This is a genomic window from Streptomyces sp. NPDC050534 (genome assembly GCF_044457745.1).
Lineage (GTDB): Bacteria > Actinomycetota > Actinomycetes > Streptomycetales > Streptomycetaceae > Streptomyces.
In genome coordinates this window covers 335,450-350,672 of the sequence record NZ_JBITHF010000003.1, presented here as the reverse complement: position 1 = coordinate 350,672, position 15,223 = coordinate 335,450, and the positions used below count along the sequence as shown (strand labels likewise).

The following is a 15,223-nucleotide window of genomic DNA, read 5'->3' as shown; positions in this document are numbered from 1 at the left end:
CGGAGCACTGCGAATGATTCCCGGTAGCGCCGGCGAGGTCCGGCTCCGGCCCCCACCCACCGCGACCCGGCGAACACCCCCTGGAACCACCTCGCCCCGCATGACGTCTGAAGCCCCGTCCACGGCATCACGGAGGCTTCGAGGAATGGGCCGTTTCCTGCGGAAATGGGTGCACGCGCGCGTACTGACGGTCGTGCTGGCGCTGCTCGGCATTCAGCTGGGGTCACTGATCGCACCCGCATACGCGTGTGGTTGCGGGGCCATGATTCCGGGGGCCCGGCAGCAGGTGGGGGTCGACCGGGAGGAGTCCGTCGTCCGGTGGGACGGGCGGCAGGAGCAGATCGTGATGAGCCTGACGGTCGGCGGAGACGCCGACAAGGCCGCCTGGATCATGCCCGTCCCGCACCGGGCGAGCGTCAAGCTCGGTGATCCCGAGCTGTTCACCCAGCTCCGCACCGCCACCGCCCCCGTCCACCGGGACCGCTACCACTTCTGGCCCCAGGACGGCGACTGGCCGCTGGTCACCGGCGACGACTCCGGCGCCTCGTTCCCGGGCGCCGGCGCCCCGCAGGGCGTGGGCGTGGTCGGCCGGCAGAAGCTCGGCCCCTTCGACGTGGCGCGCCTGACCGCCACCGACCCGGCCGCCCTGAACGACTGGCTCGGCTCCCACGGATTCGTGATGCCGCCCCGCCTCCAGGACGCCCTCCAGCCGTACGTCGACCAGCACTGGGAGTACGTCGCCGTCCGCCTCGCCCCCGACCGCGCGGGCGCCCCCCTCGCCGGCACGCTCGACCCGCTGCACCTCACCTTCGCCTCCGGCCGCCCCGTCTACCCGATGCGCCTGTCCCGCCTCGCCCGCACACCCCAGTCCCTGGGCCTGTACGTCCTCGCCGCGCACCGCATGCGGACCAGCTCGGCCATCGGCGGCGAACGCCCCCGCGTCACCTACGCCGGGCGCGTCGACACGAACTGGGGCCCGCTGTCCGCACTCGCCAAGGGCGCGCCGTACCTCACCGCGATCGGCCAGGAGTTCCCCCGCCCGTCCTCGATCTCCGGCGACCACGAGCTGCGCCGGGCCTCCTCGGACACACCCTTCGAGCAGGTCGTCTACGACGACCACCTGCGCACGGTGGCCGGAATCCCGGCATGGCTGCTGACCGTCGTGGGCACGCTCGCGGTCCTCGTGACGGCCGTGGCCGTGTTCGCCCTGCGCCGCTCCCGCCGCCCGGAACCGGCGCATACTGGAGTTCGTTAGGCCGGCTAGTTAGAAGCCGTAACGAGCCCTACGAAAGGCACAGGTGAATGAGCGAGTCGCAGCTGTGGCACGACGTGGACGACTACTTCACCACCCAGCTCTCGCCGAACGACGAGGCCCTCGACGCGGCCGTGCGCGACAGTGAGGCGGCCGGCCTCCCGCCGGTCGCGGTCACCGCGCCCCAGGGCAAGTTCCTGCAGCTCCTCGCGCAGATCCAGGGCGCCCGCACCATCCTGGAGATCGGCACCCTCGGCGGCTACAGCACGATCTGGATGGCCCGCGGGCTGCCCGCGGACGGCCGCCTGATCTCGCTGGAGTACAGCGCCCGGCACGCCGAGGTCGCCACCCGCAACATCGCCCGCGCGGGCCTCGACCGGATCGCCGAGGTCCGCGTCGGCCCCGCCCTGGAGTCGCTGCCCAAGCTGGCCGACGAGAACCCCGCCCCCTTCGACCTGGTCTTCATCGACGCCGACAAGGCCAACAACCCGCGCTACGTCGAGTGGGCGCTCCGCCTCACCCGCGCGGGCAGCCTGATCGTCGTGGACAACGTCGTACGGCAGGGCCGGGTCGTGGAGGCGGGCAGCACCGACCCGGACGTCGTCGGCAGCCGCGCCGCCGTCGAACTGATCGCCCGCCACCCGAGGTTGAGCGGCACCGCCCTGCAGACGGTGGGCAGCAAGGGCCACGACGGCTTCGCGCTCGCACGCGTGCTGGCGTGACCCCGGCCGGCCCCTGCGCCGCCGCCGGCGCTCAGAACTCGTGGTAGAAGCCGATGTTGACGCTGCGCGGCGCGGTGCGGTCCTGCACGACGATCTCGCCGTTGCCGCCGCGGGGCAGCGCCACCGTGCCGCCGTAGACGAGGGGCTGGGCATACTCCCCGACGACCAGCCGGACTTCGGAGGAGGGGTCGGGCTGCGAGCCGCGCAGCCAGGTGACCTGCCAGATCCCCTCCGGGCCGCACTGGAACTCCAGGTGGACCCGCGAGACGAACAGCCAGTCGTCGGGCGTCACCAGGCGGCACACGGCCTTGTCCCGGCCCACCCGCAGCACGGCACCGGGCTCGCTCGGCGCGTCGGCCATCAGCATGCCTGCCGTGGCCCCCTCTTCCCCGGAGACGGTGGCCATGGTCAGTTCGAGCACGCGCTGCTCCTCATGAAGTGTCGTGACACAGCGGCCGCATACTAAATCGCCCGACCACATCCCGTCCGGCACAATGGAGTCATGACCGAGCGAAAGCCACCGGGCGTCCCGTTCGAGTCCTGGGTCGACAAGCAGATCCGTGACGCCGAGGGGCGCGGAGAGTTCGCCCGACTGCCCGGCGCGGGCAAGCCGTTGCCCGCCGACACCGCGTACGACGAACTGTGGTGGATCAAGGGCAAGATGGCCCGCGAGGGCCTCTCGGTGCTGCCGCCGGGCCTTGCCCTGCGCAAGGAGGCCGAGGACGCGCTCGCCGCGGCGTACGCGGCGCCCTCGGAGCGGATCGCGCGGAAGATCATCACCGAGGTCAACGTCAAGATCCGCGACATGATGTTCAGGCCGCCGCCCGGCCCCCCGCTCGGGATGAAGCCCTACGACGTCGAAGAGGTCGTAGCGCAGTGGCGGGAGGGCCGGGCGTCGGCGGCCGCGGACGAACCGTCCGCGTAGGCGCGGCTAGCTGTGCAGGAGTCGTTCCGCCAGCTCCCGGTAGTCCCGCAGGGCCAGCCGGAGTTGCTCGGTGTCGGAGTGCGTCGCCTTGTCCGCCTCGCCGTCCTGCCAGGACGTGCGCAGGGTACGGCGGCGCCGGGTCAGCGCCTCCGTGAAGCGGCCGGCGATCTCCTCGACCACGTGGTCGGCCTCCTCGACGGCCTGCTTGGGGCTGTCGACGAACCCGGAGACGGCGTTGCGCAGCCGCAGTTCGAGCTTGTCGCACTCGTCGTGGGGGAGGAGACCGGTGGTGTCGCCATGGCCGGTGGTGGATCCGCGGCCGGTGATGGAGCCGTGGCCGGTGGTGTCGCCGGTGCCCGTGGGTTCGGCGGCACGCACGCGCTCGGTGGCTCCGGCGCGCTCGGTGGTCCCGGGGCGCTCGGTGGTCCCGGCGCGCTCCGTGGTCCCCGTCCCGGCGCGCTCCGTGGTTCCGCCGCGCCCGGTCCCCTCGAAGTCCGTCGTCGCCTTGGTGCCGGGGGCCGGCGCCTCGGGATCGCTCGCCTCGTGCGGAGTCGGTGCCACGATCCTGTCGTGTCCCGGCGGGGTCTCGCGACCCGCACCGCGTCCGGTCGTCGCGTCCGTCATGTCGCTCAACTCCCCTTTGCGTGACGTCGGTTGAAGGCCCACGGCAGCGGGCTGCGGCTTTCGCCGCGGTCGTCCGTACGGTCCGCGGCCCGCGCCGCCGGCTTCTCGGTCCTGGCGGTGCCGTCGTTCCGGCCGGCGCGGCGGCCCTGCGTGGTCAGTTCCTCGAAGAGTGCGCGCGCCTCGACCATGGCCTCGCGCATCTCCTCCGTGTCGGCCCGGTCGCCGTCCTGCCCGCTCGCACTGACGCGTGCGACGCGGTGGACGTGCCGGTAGCCGTGGACGTGGTGGGCGTGGTGGACGGAGAGCGCCGCGAGCTGCTCCTCGTACTGGCCGCCCTCCGGGAAGCCGCGTGCCGCGGCCAGCTCCGACAGCAGGCGGTCGGCCTCGGCCACCGCCTCGCGCGGTGCGTCGACGAACCGCTCCTGCGCGGCCGTCCAGCGCGCCTCGAACTCCTCGCGCTGCGCCGGCTCCAGTTCCCGCTCGCGCAGTGAACCGTGCCGCTCCACGCGCTCGGCGAGCTCACGCTCGGCAGCCTTGGCGTCCCCGTCGTGCCGGGCCAGCGTCCGGTCGTACTCGGGGCCGAAGCGCCGCTTCAGGTCCCGGCCGCCGCGCGGGCCGCGGGATCGCATGCTGAGCACGGCCGCGACTACGATCACGGCCGCCACGATCACGATCAAAGCAATGATCAAGCCAGTGGACATGGGTGCCTTCCGATTTCGGGTCGGCTAGATCGGCTGAGCCGGCCCGACGGGCCGGTCGTCGTTCGAGTTGCCCGGAAGGCCCTCCTCAAACGGCCGCCGTCCGGAGCCGGTCCCTCCACCTGGGCGTCCGCCGATCGGCGCAGGGGGCGGAAGCCGTCCAAATGCGGTTGCGGACCGTGCCCGGTGTCTCCCGACAATGGCGGGCATGACCTGGACCGTCGCCCCCGAGCCCTACGACTCCCCCGCCGCCCTCGCGCTCTGGCGGGCGTACTACACCGAGGTCAGCGACCGGTGGTACCTGCTGCACGAGCGGCGGCGGACCGGCCCGGACGAGCTGGAGCGGGAGATCGCCGCCCGCTCCGGGTCCGAACTGACTCCGCCCACCGGGAAGTTGCTCGTCGCCCGGTACGGCGGTGAGCCGGCCGGCTGTGCGGGGGTGCGGCTGCTGGACGCGCGGACCGCCGAGCTGACCAGGGTGTTCGTGGACGAGGACAGACGCGGCAAGGGCGGCGCCCCGCTCCTCGTGCGGGCCGCCGAGGACGCCGCCCGGGACCTCGGCGCCGGGAGCATCATCCTCGACACGCGCAGCGATCTCGTCGAGGCCCGCGCCCTGTACGCGCGGCTCGGCTACACCGAGACCGAGCCGCACAACGACGACGTCTACGCCGAGCACTGGTTCCGCAAGGACCTCACGTGACCTGTTCCGGCGCACCGCTGTGCGGCTGCTCACGGTCCGAGCCGCACAGCTCGTCGTTGAGCTCGGCGACCAGCTGGGTGAGGTCGGTGGGCCGGTCCGGGCCCCACCAGTCGCCGAGGAGTTCGGCCAGCGACTCCTCGCGCGCCTCGGAGAGCCGCTCGGCCGTCGCGCGGCCCTTGGAGGTGAGGACGAGGTCCAGGCCCTCGCGCCGGGCCAGGCGGCGCTCCTCGACCTGGCGGGCGCCGGCGATGATGACCTGGATCGGCAGCGAGGTGCGCTCGGCGAGCACGCCCGGCTCGGCCCAGCCGTACTTCTTGATCCGCAGCAGCAGCCAGCTCGCCGCGGGCTGCAGGTCGTAGCCCGCCCGCTCGGTGATCTTCACGTAGATCTCCCGGCGGCCCTCGCGGGTGCCGAGCACGGACAGCGCGCGGCACACCTCGTCGGCGGAGGAGCGTTCGACCGGGTTGCTGGCGAGGGTCTCCGTGATGTCCGGCGCGGTGACCGAGCCGCGCAGCTTGTCCTCCTTGAGGAACCAGGCCAGCACGAAGCCGAGCAGGGCGACGGGTGCGGCGTACAGGAAGACGTCGGTGATGGACGACGCGTACGCGTGCAGGGCGGCCGGGCGCAGCGCGGGCGGCAGCGACCCGATGCCGCGCGGATCGGACTCGAGCGCGTCCGGTGAGACGCCGCCGGGCAGCCGGACGCCCTGGAAGGCACTCGTCAGCTTGTCGCCGAGCCGGCTCGCGAAGACGGTGCCGAAGATGGCGACGCCGAAGGAGGCGCCGATGGAGCGGAAGAAGGTCGCGCCCGAGGTGGCGACGCCGAGGTCCTCGTAGGAGACCGCGTTCTGCACGATGAGCACCAGCACCTGCATGACCAGGCCGAGGCCGAGGCCGAAGACGAAGAAGTCCGTGCTCATCGTGGCGGTGGAGCTGTTCTCGTCGAGCTGGTGCAGGAGCAGCAGCCCGATCGTGGTGACCGCCGTGCCGGCGATCGGGAACACCTTCCAGCGGCCGGTGCGGCTGACGATCTGCCCGGACGCGGTGGACGACAGCAGCATGCCGAAGACCATCGGCAGCATGTGCACGCCGGACATGGTCGGTGTGACGCCCTGGACGACCTGGAGGAAGGTCGGCAGATAGGTCATCGCGCCGAACATGGCGAAGCCGACGATGAAGCTGATGATCGCGGAGAGGGTGAAGGTGCGGATGCGGAACAGCTTGAGCGGCAGCACCGGTTCGGCCGCCCTGCGCTCCACGGCGACGAACGCCACACCCAGCACGACGCCCAGCACGATCAGCCCGATGATCTGCGGCGAGCCCCAGTCCCAGGTGGTCCCGCCGAGCGAGGCGACCAGGATCAGGCAGGTGGCGACCGAGGCGATGAGCAGGGTGCCGAGGTAGTCGATGACGTGCTGCGTGGACTTGCGCGGGATGTGCAGGGCGGTCGCGATCACGGCGAGCGCCACGACACCGACGGGCAGGTTGACGTAGAAGACCCAGCGCCAGCTGAGGTGTTCGGTGAACAGGCCGCCGAGCAGCGGGCCCAGGACGCTCGTCGCGCCGAACACGGCTCCGAACAGCCCTTGGTAGCGGCCGCGTTCACGGGGCGCGACGACGTCCCCGACGATCGCCATCGACAGCACGATCAACCCCCCGCCGCCCAGGCCCTGCACGGCCCGGAACGCGATCAGCTCGGGCATGTTCTGCGCCATTCCGCACAGTGCCGAGCCGATCAGGAAGATCACGATCGCGGTCTGGAACAGCTTCTTGCGCCCGTACTGGTCGCCGAGCTTGCCCCACAGCGGGGTCGCGGCGGTCGAGGCCAGCAGATACGCGGTGACCACCCAGGACAGGTGCTCCAGGCCGCCGAGGTCGCTGACGATGGTGGGCAGTGCGGTCGAGACGATGGTCTGGTCGAGGGCGGCGAGCAGCAGCCCGAGGAGCAGCGCGCCGATCGAGACGAGCACGTTCCCGGACACGTGTTGCTGGGCGGCGCTGCCCCGTTGCGGGGGCTCGTCGGGCGGCTGTGCGTCTCGCACATGTCCCGTCCTACCGTGCGCATCCCCGGCCATGAAGACCTCCCGACGCTCTCGTTACACGTCCATGGTGATCGGTATGGCCGGTTATGGCCTGTCGAGTCCGCTTGGAACGCAATATTCCGGGGGCCGGTGGCAACGGCCGCTAAATGATCTGGATAACCTCTGGAGTTCGCGAGGGGAGCCTGTGAAGGGAGGGACGAACGCGTGACAGACCCGACAGGTCACCAGTGCCCGGAGTGCGGTGCGCCCAGAGGGGCGGACAGCACCCCGTCCTGCGGCTGCACCCGGCGGGCGTCCGACGCCCTGCGCGAGGCCCGTACGGCGGAGCAGGCCGCGGCGGAGGACTTCGATCCGCTGCGCATACGGCCGTACGTGGAGCTGGAGCACGACGAGACCGCGCACACGGCGCTCCCCGAGGTGCCGCCGGCCGAGGCGACGATGCCGCTGCGGGCCGTGTCCCCCGAGACACCGAGCCCGGCCGATCTGCGTCTGTTCGAGGGGGCGGGCCCCCACGCCGCGCACGCCCGCGCGGACGACGCGGCGCAGCGGCCGCGCGGCAGACGCCGCACCGTGCTGCTCGGCGCGGGCGGAGCCGTCGTCGCGGTGGTGGCCGCGGCCGGGCTGGCGAGCGGGCTGTTCTCCTACGAGAAGCCGTCGCGGGACGGCGCTCTCCCCGACGGCGTACGGGCGAGCGTGCCGGACGCGTCGACGAGCGCGGCGTCCGCGCCGTCGCCGGAGAACGCGACCTCGCTCCAGCCGTCCGCACCGTCACCCACGGCGCCGACGCCGACCGGCAGCACGAGCCCCTCGCTCTCGGCGTCCCCGTCCTCGTCCCCGGCGAGCTCCTCACCGAGCCCGTCCGGGTCGTCCGGGTCGTCCTCTCCGACAGCCACCGCGACACCCAGCCTGGGAGCGTCCGACCGGCAGCCGTCCTCGGCCCCCGTCCTGCGCCCCGGCTCGCAGGGCCCGGAGGTGACGGAACTCGAACAGCGCCTGACCCAGCTCGGCCTCTACACGAGGAATCCCCGCGGCTACTACGACAAGTGGGTCGAGAGCGCGGTCAGCCGCTACCAGTGGGCCCGGGGGATCCAGGGGGACGAGCAGGGGGTCTACGGGGCGCAGACGCGGGCACGGCTGGAGTCGGAGACGCGGGAGCCGTGACCGGTGTGGTGCCGGGGCGCTGCCGCCGGCACCATCCCCGCCGCGTCCCTATCGCACGTAGAGCTCGATCGTCCCGTCGGCCGCCGCCTCCACCCGCACCCGGGTGAGATCCGGCACCACGACATCGGGCTCGTGCAGATCTGCGCGCGGACCGACCCCCACGACCCGCATTCCGGCCGAGCGTCCGGCCTGGATACCCGCCGCGGAGTCCTCGAAGACGATGCAGTCCGCCGGGTCGGCACCCAGTTCCGCGGCGCCCTTGAGGAACCCCTCGGGGTCCGGCTTGCTCGCGCCGACCGACTCTGCGGTCACGCGTACGTCCGGCATCGAAAGACCGGCGGCGGCCATCCGTGCCGTGGCGAGGGCCACGTCGGCCGAGGTGACCAGGGCGTGCGGGAGGCCGTGCAGGGAGGCCAGGAACTCGAGGGCGCCGGGGATCGCGACGACACCGTCGGTGTCGGCGGTCTCCTCGGCGAGCATGCGCGCGTTGTCCGCGAGGTTGTGCTCCATGGGGCGGTCGGGCAGCAGCAGCGCCATGGAGGCGTAGCCCTGGCGCCCGTGCACCACCTTCATGACCTCGCCCGCGTCCAGACCGTGCCGCTCGGCCCAGCGCCGCCAGATGCGCTCGACGGCGGCGTCGGAGTTCACGAGGGTGCCGTCCATGTCCAGCAGGAGGGCGCGGGCGGTGAGGACGGTGGGCACGGTGGTGACCGTCATCGGCAGCTCCAAGGCACAAGAGTGAGGGGCGCGGGTGGACCCCCGGGGAGAACAAAGCGCCCCGCCCGCCGGTCAGGGAAAACGGGCGGGGGCCACTTTGTTTCTCCACGGTACAAAACCTGGCCCGAATCCGCCACCGCTCCCCGGAACAGTTCACCCGCCGTTCAGCTCAGCCGGCCACGGCCTCCCACAGGCTCCACACGCCGAGCGCGATCATCAGCAGTGCCGCGATCTTGGTGATGAGGACCAGCGGAACACGCTTCATCAGGGCCTTTCCGCCGACGATCCCGAGCCCGGCCACGGCCCACAGACCGAGCACGGCACCCAGGCCGACGGACAGCGGGTCGTCGTAGCGGGCGGCCAGGTTCGCCGTCATGATCTGCGTCAGATCACCGAACTCCGCGACCAGGATGAGCATGAACCCGGCGCTCGCGACCTTCCAGAAGGTCTGGTTCTCGGGCCTGCGGATCTCCTCGTCGTCCTCGCCCTTCTTCATCAGCAGCACCGCCGCGCCGCCCAGGAACAGGACGCCCGTCAGCGCGTGCACGATCTGCTGCGGCAGCAGCGTCAGCACGCTGCCGGCCGCGACGGCCAGCACGACGTGCAGCAGGAAGGCCGCGGCGACGCCGGCGAAGACGTACGAGGCGCGATAGCGGGTGCCGAGCACGAGCCCGGCGAGAGCGGTCTTGTCCGGCAACTCGGCCAGGAAGATCACGCCGAACACGAGCGCGGTGACGGTGATGCTGATCAAGATTCCTCAATCGGTCGGGGCTGCCCCACCGAGAGTGTTTGGTCGCGATACGACACCTCGGCACGGCAGCACACACGGATGTGCACTGCTTTGCCGAAGGTCTCGCTGGCCGGCCCCTTCTCGGGAGCTGCCTCCGGGCGCCGGCTCAGACGAGCTGAGCAGTGTGTCGACGGTCCGGCGAAGAGCTACTCCCCTTCTGCGCCGTCCATGGTACGCGACAGAAGTTCGAACATGAACCTTGTCGTGTCATGCACACGTCACTAGTTTCTTACCGAACACTCACTCTCCCGCAACACGGCGCGGCGAGCATTCCCTCGCTCGCCCGCCAACGCCCCCACTCAGCAAGGGAGTTCGCATGCCGAAATTCTACGCGCGTCGACGGCTCAGCATACTCGCCGCGCTCACCGGAATGGTGGCCTCGGTCGGACTGCTCAACGGTCCGACCGCCTCCGCCGCCCTCCCCACCCCGGTGAGCGCCGCCACCGCCCGCACCTACCTCGCCTCCCTCACCGTGGCCGCCGAGAACCGCACCGGCTACAGCCGCGACCTCTTCCCGACGTGGGACACCATCAGCGGCACGTGCAACACCCGCGAGTGGATCCTCAAGCGCGACGGCACGAACGTCGTCACCAACTCCGCCTGCACCGCCACCAGCGGCAGCTGGTACTCCCCCTACGACGGAGCGACCTGGACCGCCGCCTCCGATGTCGACATCGACCACCTGGTCCCGCTCGCCGAGGCCTGGGACTCCGGCGCGAGCAAGTGGACCACCGCCCAGCGCGAGGCCCTCGCCAACGACGTCACCCGCCCGCAGCTCCTCGCCGTCACGGACAACGTCAACCAGTCCAAGGGCGACCAGGACCCCTCCACCTGGGTCCCGTCCCGGTCCGCCTACGTCTGCACCTACGTCCGCGCCTGGGTCCAGGTGAAGTACTACTACAAGCTCTCGGTCGACTCCGCCGAGAAGTCGGCGCTCACGAACTACCTGTCGTCCTGCTGATCGTTACGCACCGGACCTCCCCGCCCACCTCCGTCGTTCCGTACCGTACGGGTCGACGGAGGAGGGTGATCGCGTGGCAGAACTGCGCCTGGGTCCACTGCTGAGGTACGCCGACGGCTCGTCCGCGACCGTCTGGGTCGAGGCGAGCCGTCCGTGCACCGCCGAGGTGCGCTGCGCGGGCGGCGCCCGCGGCGAGTCCCGCACCTTCCAGGTGGCGGGTCACCACTACGCGCTGGTAGCGGTCACCGGGCTCACCCCGGGCACGACCACGCCGTACGAGGTGTATCTGGACGACACGCGCGTGTGGCCACTGCCGGACGCACCCTTCTCGTCGTTTCCGCCCTCCGTCATCCGGACCTCGCTCGAGGGCGACGACCTCCGCGTCTGTTTCGGCTCCTGCCGCTGGGCCGCACCGGCCGCCGACGAGCACGACCCCGTCGGCCCGGACGCCCTGGACACCCTCGCCGGACGCATCGCGGCCGACGCGGAGGGCGAACGCCCGGACGTGCTGGTGCTGCTGGGCGACCAGGTGTACGCCGACGAGACCTCCGAGGACACCCGGCGCTGGCTGGCCGCACGGCGCGATCTGAGCGACCCGCCGGGCAGCCAGGTCGCGGACTACGAGGAGTACACCCGGCTCTACTACGAATCCTGGCTCGACCCCGAGATCCGCTGGCTGCTGTCCACCGTGCCGAGCTGCATGATCTTCGACGACCACGACGTCATCGATGACTGGAACACCTCCGCCGCCTGGCTGGAGGACATGCGGGCCACGCCGTGGTGGCGCGAGCGGATCCTGAGCGGCCTGATGTCGTACTGGGTCTACCAGCACCTCGGCAACCTCTCGCCGGCCGAGCTCGCCACCGACCCCCTCTACGCGGCGGTGCGGGAGACCCCCGACGGCACCGACCGGCTGCGCACCTTCGCCTGCGAGGCGGACGCCGACGCCGCCTCCGCGCGCTGGAGCTACCGGCGCGACTTCGGCCGCGTACGGCTGCTGATGGTGGACAGCCGGGCGGCCCGCGTACTTCAGGAGGACGCGCGCTCGATGCTCGACCCGGGCGAGGAGGCGTGGCTGCGCGAGCAGGTGCGGGACGAGCGCGGCTCCTACGACCACCTCCTCGTCGGCACCTCCCTGCCCTGGCTGCTGCCGCACCTGGTGCACGACGCCGAGGCGTGGGACGCGGCCCTGTCCCGCGGGGAGCGCGGCGCGCGCTGGGCGCGGTTCGGGGAGAAGCTGCGGCGCAAGGCCGACCTCGAGCACTGGGCGGCGTTCCCGTCCTCCTTCACGGCGCTGGCCGACCTGTTCGCCGAGACGGGTTCAGGACCGGAGGCGCCGGCGAGCGTGCTGGTCCTGTCGGGAGACGTCCATCACGCGTACGTGGCCGAGCCGACGTGGCCCACGGGCGGACCGGACGCCCGCGTCCTCCAGCTGACCTGCTCCCCCGTCCACAACTCCGTACCCGGGTACATGCGTTGGGGCTTCCGCTTCGGCTGGAGCGCACCCGCCCGCGCCCTCGGCCGCCGCCTCGCCCGGCACGGCCGGTGCGAGCGGCCGCCGGTCAAGTGGCGCAAGAAGGGCGGCCCTTGGTTCGGCAACCAGCTCATGACCCTGACCCTGCGGGGCCGTTCGGCACGGCTACGGCTGGAACAGGCGCGGGGGAACGGAGTGCTGGTGACCGTGGAGGACACGACGCTGACGTCGGAGTGAGGCCGCCGACGTCGGAGTGAGGTCGCCGACGTCGGAGTGAGGCCGCCGACGTCGGAGTGAGGTGGCCGGGCTCGCCCCTGACCGGTCCCTTCGCCACCCGATCGGACACGATCGTGAACGACCTGTGCCGATCACACGCGCCCCCCATGAATCTCCTGCCACACTCCACGCGTACGCTGTATGGCTGTCATGGCCGCCCCTGCCGCTCCCTCGCGACGTCGCGGCACGGGTCCGCCCACGGGGGAGTCACGGGGAGTATGCGGTGCTGGAGAGTGTGGAGTCGCTGACCGGCGGCCCCTGGATCTACGCGATGGTCGCGTTGTCGGTCCTGCTCGACGTGTTCCTGCCGGTGCTGCCGAGCGGGGTGCTGGTCATCACGGCGGCCACGGCGGCGGCCGCCGGCTCGGCGACCGGCAAGGTGCCGCACGCCGTCCCCGACATCCTCGCGCTGACCTTCTGCGCGGCCGTCGCCTCCGTCCTCGGTGACCTGGTGGCCTACCGGCTGGCGTGGCGCGGCGGCGAACGCCTGGACCGCGCGATCGCCCGCTCACGCCGGCTGACCAGCGCGCAGGAACGTCTCGGCGCGGCGCTCGCCCGGGGCGGCGGCGCCCTGGTGGTCCTCGCCCGCTTCGCCCCGGCCGGCCGCTCCGTCGTCTCCCTCGGCGCCGGCGCCGCCCACCGCCGGGTCCGCGACTTCCTCCCCTGGTCCGCCCTGGCCGGCCTGACCTGGGCCACCTACAGCGTGGCCCTCGGCTACTACGGCGGCCAGTGGCTCGGCACGACCTGGCTGGCGACCGGGGTGTCGGTCCTGGCGCTGTTCGGGGCAGGGGCGGGCGCGGCCTTCGTGATGCGCCGCCCGGCCAAGGCCTGACACCGCCAGGCACACGCTCTGTCACAGGCGTCAGGCGCGCACCCCTCGGCCCCGCCCGCGCACCCCTCGGCCCCCGCCCGCGGGCTCGCCGGCGCCCGAGCGCGGCGCCACCCGCGCAGGCGCCGCGCGGTCACGCCCCGGTCCGCCCGAGCACGGGAGGGCCTCCCGCCCCGGTCCGCCCGAGCACGGGAGGGCCTCCCGCCCCGGTCCGCCCGGGCACGGGAGGGCCTCCACCCAGAGGCCAGAGGGCCACGCCCCCAGCCCCGCGCCGGTCGCCGGCCGCGAAGCCCCGCCCTCAGGCCCGCACCTTCTGCCCCCGTACCTCCAGCCCCGCCAGCAGTTCCGCGGTCGCCTCCGCGATCGCGGAGACCGCCTGGTCGAAGACCTCCTGGTTGTGGGCGGCGGGGGCCCGGAAGCCGGAGACCTTGCGGACGTACTGGAGAGCGGCGGCCCTGATCTCTTCCTCCGTCGCCTCTTCGGGCAACACGGGCGGACGAAGTGTCTTGATGCTTCGGCACATGAGACAAGTCTCGCCCAACTCCCGCGCGGCTGCGATGATCCTTTGCCAGGCGGCCACCGATCGGGGCCGACCGACGGAGGGACGAACGCATCATGGCGAACGACGAACTCACGGTGGCCGTCCTCGGCCCGGGCGGCATCGGCGGACTGCTCGCGGCACTGCTGGCCCGTGCCGGGCACCGGGTGATCTGCCTGGCCGGCGAGGACACCGCCAAGACGCTGACCACCGACGGGATCCGCGTGCGCAGCGGACTGTTCGGCGACTTCACGGCACGCGTCGAGGCCGACACCGTGCTGCGCGAACCGGTCGACGCGTGCTTGATCACGGTCAAGCACACCAGCCTGGACACCGCCCTGGACCGCGTCCCGCCCACGGCGGTCGGCGACGGCCTCGTCGTCCCGTTCCTGAACGGCGTCGAACACCCCGCGACCCTGCGCGCCCGCCACCGCCCCGACCGCGTCGCCCCGGCCGTCATCCGCGTCGAGTCGACCCGCGTCGCCCCGGGCGTGATCGAACACGGCAGCCCCTTCGCCGAGATCGACCTGACGGGAGAAGGGGTCGAGCAGGCACGCCTCGACGCGCTCGCGCAGGCCCTGGACGCCGCCGGCCCGGCCACCCGCGTCCTCGACGACGAGACCGCCGCCCTGTGGGCGAAGATGTCGTTCCTCGCCCCGTTCGCCCTCCTCACCACCCGCCACGCCCTCCCCCTGGGCGACGTACGCACGCGGCATCGCGACGAACTGGCGGCCCTCGTCGCGGAGACCGCGGCCGTCAGCCGCGCGTCCGGCGGCCCGGGCGACCCCGGCCAGGCCATGGCCCGCTACGACGCCTTCCCGCCGCAGACCAAGTCCTCCATGCAACGCGACGCCGAAGCCGGCCGCCCCCTCGAACTGGACGCGATCGGCGGCGCGTTGCTCCGCGCGGCCGAACGGCACGGCATCGACGTACCCGTGGCGGCGCGGGTGGTCGAGGAGTTGCAGGACGGCATCCGCGGCTGATGTCGAGAACGGCCCGGCGGCTCCGTCCCAGGGCGGACGCGGCCGCCGTGGCCCCCACCACACCAAGGAGACCCAGCATGGCGATTCAGCGGATGGACAACGTTCTCATCGTCGTCGAGGACCTCGACACCGTCATCGCGTTCTTCGTCGAACTCGGCATGGAACTGGAGGGCAGGTTCCCGCTCGAGGAACGCTGGGCGGCACGCGTCATCGGGCTCGACGACGTCCGCCAGGAGGTCGCCATGCTGCGCATCCCGGACTGCCCCGGCCGCGTCGAACTGGCGCAGTTCCACACCCCGAAGGCGGTCTCCGGCGTCCCGGACGACGCGCCCTCGAACACGCTGGGCATCCGCCGCATCATGTTCGCCGTCGACGACATCGACGACACCGTCGCCCGTCTGCGCACCCGCGGCGCCGAACTCGTGGGCGGGATCGAGCAGTACGAGAACGTCTACCGGCTCTGCTACGTCCGCGGCCCCGAGGGCATCGTCGTCGGACTGGCGGAGGAGCTCGGCTGACGACTCGTTCGCGT

The 15,223-nt window shown here is 72.3% G+C and carries 17 protein-coding genes; 10 read left to right on the top strand and 7 right to left on the bottom strand.

Annotated elements, in window-relative coordinates:
- Positions 1 to 145 precede the first annotated feature (145 nt).
- Both ACIBN2_RS12595 and ACIBN2_RS12590 read left to right on the top strand, forming a co-directional pair.
- A complete protein-coding gene (locus ACIBN2_RS12595; RefSeq protein WP_399134300.1) occupies positions 146 to 1,255 on the top strand; it encodes a DUF2330 domain-containing protein in 1,110 nt (369 codons plus the stop codon).
- Between the two features lie 47 nt (positions 1,256 to 1,302).
- Complete coding sequence (locus ACIBN2_RS12590) at positions 1,303 to 1,974, top strand: O-methyltransferase (RefSeq protein ID WP_399134299.1); 672 nt, start codon at positions 1,303 to 1,305, stop codon at positions 1,972 to 1,974.
- 31 nt (positions 1,975 to 2,005) lie between these two features.
- Here the strand turns inward: ACIBN2_RS12590 and ACIBN2_RS12585 are convergent, their stop codons facing one another.
- Positions 2,006 to 2,395 (bottom strand): hypothetical protein, encoded by a 390-nt coding sequence (locus ACIBN2_RS12585; RefSeq protein ID WP_384249180.1) that lies wholly within the window; start codon positions 2,393 to 2,395, stop codon positions 2,006 to 2,008.
- Between the two features lie 81 nt (positions 2,396 to 2,476).
- Here ACIBN2_RS12585 and ACIBN2_RS12580 point away from each other — a divergent pair, with 81 nt between their 5' ends.
- The gene (locus tag ACIBN2_RS12580) at positions 2,477 to 2,899 is read left to right on the top strand and encodes a DUF1992 domain-containing protein (RefSeq protein ID WP_399134298.1); all 423 of its coding nucleotides are present in this window, start codon (positions 2,477 to 2,479) and stop codon (positions 2,897 to 2,899) included.
- A 6-nt stretch (positions 2,900 to 2,905) separates the two neighbouring features.
- On the opposite strand, the gene ACIBN2_RS12575 is transcribed toward ACIBN2_RS12580, so the two are convergent.
- Together ACIBN2_RS12575 and ACIBN2_RS12570 are read right to left on the bottom strand one after the other, a co-directional pair.
- Positions 2,906 to 3,523, bottom strand: a complete 618-nt coding sequence (locus tag ACIBN2_RS12575; protein WP_399134297.1) for a hypothetical protein — start codon at positions 3,521 to 3,523, stop codon at positions 2,906 to 2,908.
- Between the two features lie 5 nt (positions 3,524 to 3,528).
- Positions 3,529 to 4,224: a hypothetical protein gene (locus tag ACIBN2_RS12570; protein ID WP_399134295.1), complete on the bottom strand. Its 696-nt coding sequence runs from the start codon at positions 4,222 to 4,224 to the stop codon at positions 3,529 to 3,531.
- Between the two features lie 196 nt (positions 4,225 to 4,420).
- On the opposite strand from ACIBN2_RS12570, the gene ACIBN2_RS12565 reads away from it, so the two are divergent.
- Positions 4,421 to 4,921, top strand: coding sequence for a GNAT family N-acetyltransferase (locus ACIBN2_RS12565; protein WP_399134294.1), 501 nt, complete (start codon positions 4,421 to 4,423; stop codon positions 4,919 to 4,921).
- Here the strand turns inward: ACIBN2_RS12565 and ACIBN2_RS12560 are convergent.
- A complete protein-coding gene (locus ACIBN2_RS12560) occupies positions 4,914 to 6,995 on the bottom strand; it encodes a DHA2 family efflux MFS transporter permease subunit (protein WP_399134293.1) in 2,082 nt (693 codons plus the stop codon). The two genes, ACIBN2_RS12565 and ACIBN2_RS12560, sit on opposite strands and share 8 nt — an antisense overlap.
- A gap of 171 nt (positions 6,996 to 7,166) precedes the next feature.
- Between ACIBN2_RS12560 and ACIBN2_RS12555 the strand changes: the two genes are divergently transcribed.
- On the top strand, positions 7,167 to 8,123 hold the full coding sequence (locus tag ACIBN2_RS12555) for a peptidoglycan-binding protein (protein ID WP_399134292.1): 957 nt from the start codon (positions 7,167 to 7,169) through the stop codon (positions 8,121 to 8,123).
- A gap of 48 nt (positions 8,124 to 8,171) precedes the next feature.
- Here the strand turns inward: ACIBN2_RS12555 and ACIBN2_RS12550 are convergent, their stop codons facing one another.
- Both ACIBN2_RS12550 and ACIBN2_RS12545 read right to left on the bottom strand, forming a co-directional pair.
- Complete coding sequence (locus ACIBN2_RS12550; RefSeq protein WP_399134291.1) at positions 8,172 to 8,840, bottom strand: HAD-IA family hydrolase; 669 nt, start codon at positions 8,838 to 8,840, stop codon at positions 8,172 to 8,174.
- A gap of 169 nt (positions 8,841 to 9,009) precedes the next feature.
- Positions 9,010 to 9,591: a TMEM165/GDT1 family protein gene (locus ACIBN2_RS12545; RefSeq protein WP_399134290.1), complete on the bottom strand. Its 582-nt coding sequence runs from the start codon at positions 9,589 to 9,591 to the stop codon at positions 9,010 to 9,012.
- Between the two features lie 355 nt (positions 9,592 to 9,946).
- Here ACIBN2_RS12545 and ACIBN2_RS12540 point away from each other — a divergent pair, with 355 nt between their 5' ends.
- From ACIBN2_RS12540 to ACIBN2_RS12530, 3 genes are all read left to right on the top strand, one after another.
- Positions 9,947 to 10,591 carry an HNH endonuclease family protein gene (locus tag ACIBN2_RS12540; RefSeq protein WP_399134289.1) on the top strand — a complete coding sequence of 215 codons (645 nt, stop codon included), beginning with the start codon at positions 9,947 to 9,949 and terminating at the stop codon, positions 10,589 to 10,591.
- 73 nt (positions 10,592 to 10,664) lie between these two features.
- A complete protein-coding gene (locus tag ACIBN2_RS12535) occupies positions 10,665 to 12,302 on the top strand; it encodes an alkaline phosphatase D family protein (protein ID WP_399134288.1) in 1,638 nt (545 codons plus the stop codon).
- Positions 12,303 to 12,564: 262 nt separating this feature from the next.
- Entirely contained in the window at positions 12,565 to 13,173 is a 609-nt protein-coding gene (locus ACIBN2_RS12530) for a DedA family protein (protein ID WP_399134287.1), read from the top strand.
- A 295-nt stretch (positions 13,174 to 13,468) separates the two neighbouring features.
- Here ACIBN2_RS12530 and ACIBN2_RS12525 read toward each other — a convergent pair whose 3' ends face one another.
- The gene (locus ACIBN2_RS12525; RefSeq protein ID WP_399134286.1) at positions 13,469 to 13,693 is read right to left on the bottom strand and encodes a DUF2277 domain-containing protein; all 225 of its coding nucleotides are present in this window, start codon (positions 13,691 to 13,693) and stop codon (positions 13,469 to 13,471) included.
- A gap of 92 nt (positions 13,694 to 13,785) precedes the next feature.
- Here ACIBN2_RS12525 and ACIBN2_RS12520 point away from each other — a divergent pair, with 92 nt between their 5' ends.
- On the top strand, positions 13,786 to 14,691 hold the full coding sequence (locus tag ACIBN2_RS12520; protein WP_399134285.1) for a ketopantoate reductase family protein: 906 nt from the start codon (positions 13,786 to 13,788) through the stop codon (positions 14,689 to 14,691).
- A 77-nt stretch (positions 14,692 to 14,768) separates the two neighbouring features.
- The gene (locus ACIBN2_RS12515; protein ID WP_399134284.1) at positions 14,769 to 15,209 is read left to right on the top strand and encodes a VOC family protein; all 441 of its coding nucleotides are present in this window, start codon (positions 14,769 to 14,771) and stop codon (positions 15,207 to 15,209) included.
- Positions 15,210 to 15,223 lie beyond the last annotated feature (14 nt).

Coding starts and splice junctions, on each gene's coding strand:
- ACIBN2_RS12595 (WP_399134300.1), top strand. CDS start 146: ATGGGCCGTTTCCTGCGGAAATGGGTGCACGCGCGCGTACTGACGGTC.
- ACIBN2_RS12590 (WP_399134299.1), top strand. CDS start 1,303: ATGAGCGAGTCGCAGCTGTGGCACGACGTGGACGACTACTTCACCACC.
- ACIBN2_RS12580 (WP_399134298.1), top strand. CDS start 2,477: ATGACCGAGCGAAAGCCACCGGGCGTCCCGTTCGAGTCCTGGGTCGAC.
- ACIBN2_RS12575 (WP_399134297.1), bottom strand. CDS start 3,523: ATGACGGACGCGACGACCGGACGCGGTGCGGGTCGCGAGACCCCGCCG.
- ACIBN2_RS12570 (WP_399134295.1), bottom strand. CDS start 4,224: ATGTCCACTGGCTTGATCATTGCTTTGATCGTGATCGTGGCGGCCGTG.
- ACIBN2_RS12565 (WP_399134294.1), top strand. CDS start 4,421: ATGGCGGGCATGACCTGGACCGTCGCCCCCGAGCCCTACGACTCCCCC.
- ACIBN2_RS12560 (WP_399134293.1), bottom strand. CDS start 6,995: ATGGCCGGGGATGCGCACGGTAGGACGGGACATGTGCGAGACGCACAG.
- ACIBN2_RS12550 (WP_399134291.1), bottom strand. CDS start 8,840: ATGACGGTCACCACCGTGCCCACCGTCCTCACCGCCCGCGCCCTCCTG.
- ACIBN2_RS12540 (WP_399134289.1), top strand. CDS start 9,947: ATGCCGAAATTCTACGCGCGTCGACGGCTCAGCATACTCGCCGCGCTC.
- ACIBN2_RS12525 (WP_399134286.1), bottom strand. CDS start 13,693: ATGTGCCGAAGCATCAAGACACTTCGTCCGCCCGTGTTGCCCGAAGAG.
- ACIBN2_RS12520 (WP_399134285.1), top strand. CDS start 13,786: ATGGCGAACGACGAACTCACGGTGGCCGTCCTCGGCCCGGGCGGCATC.
- ACIBN2_RS12515 (WP_399134284.1), top strand. CDS start 14,769: ATGGCGATTCAGCGGATGGACAACGTTCTCATCGTCGTCGAGGACCTC.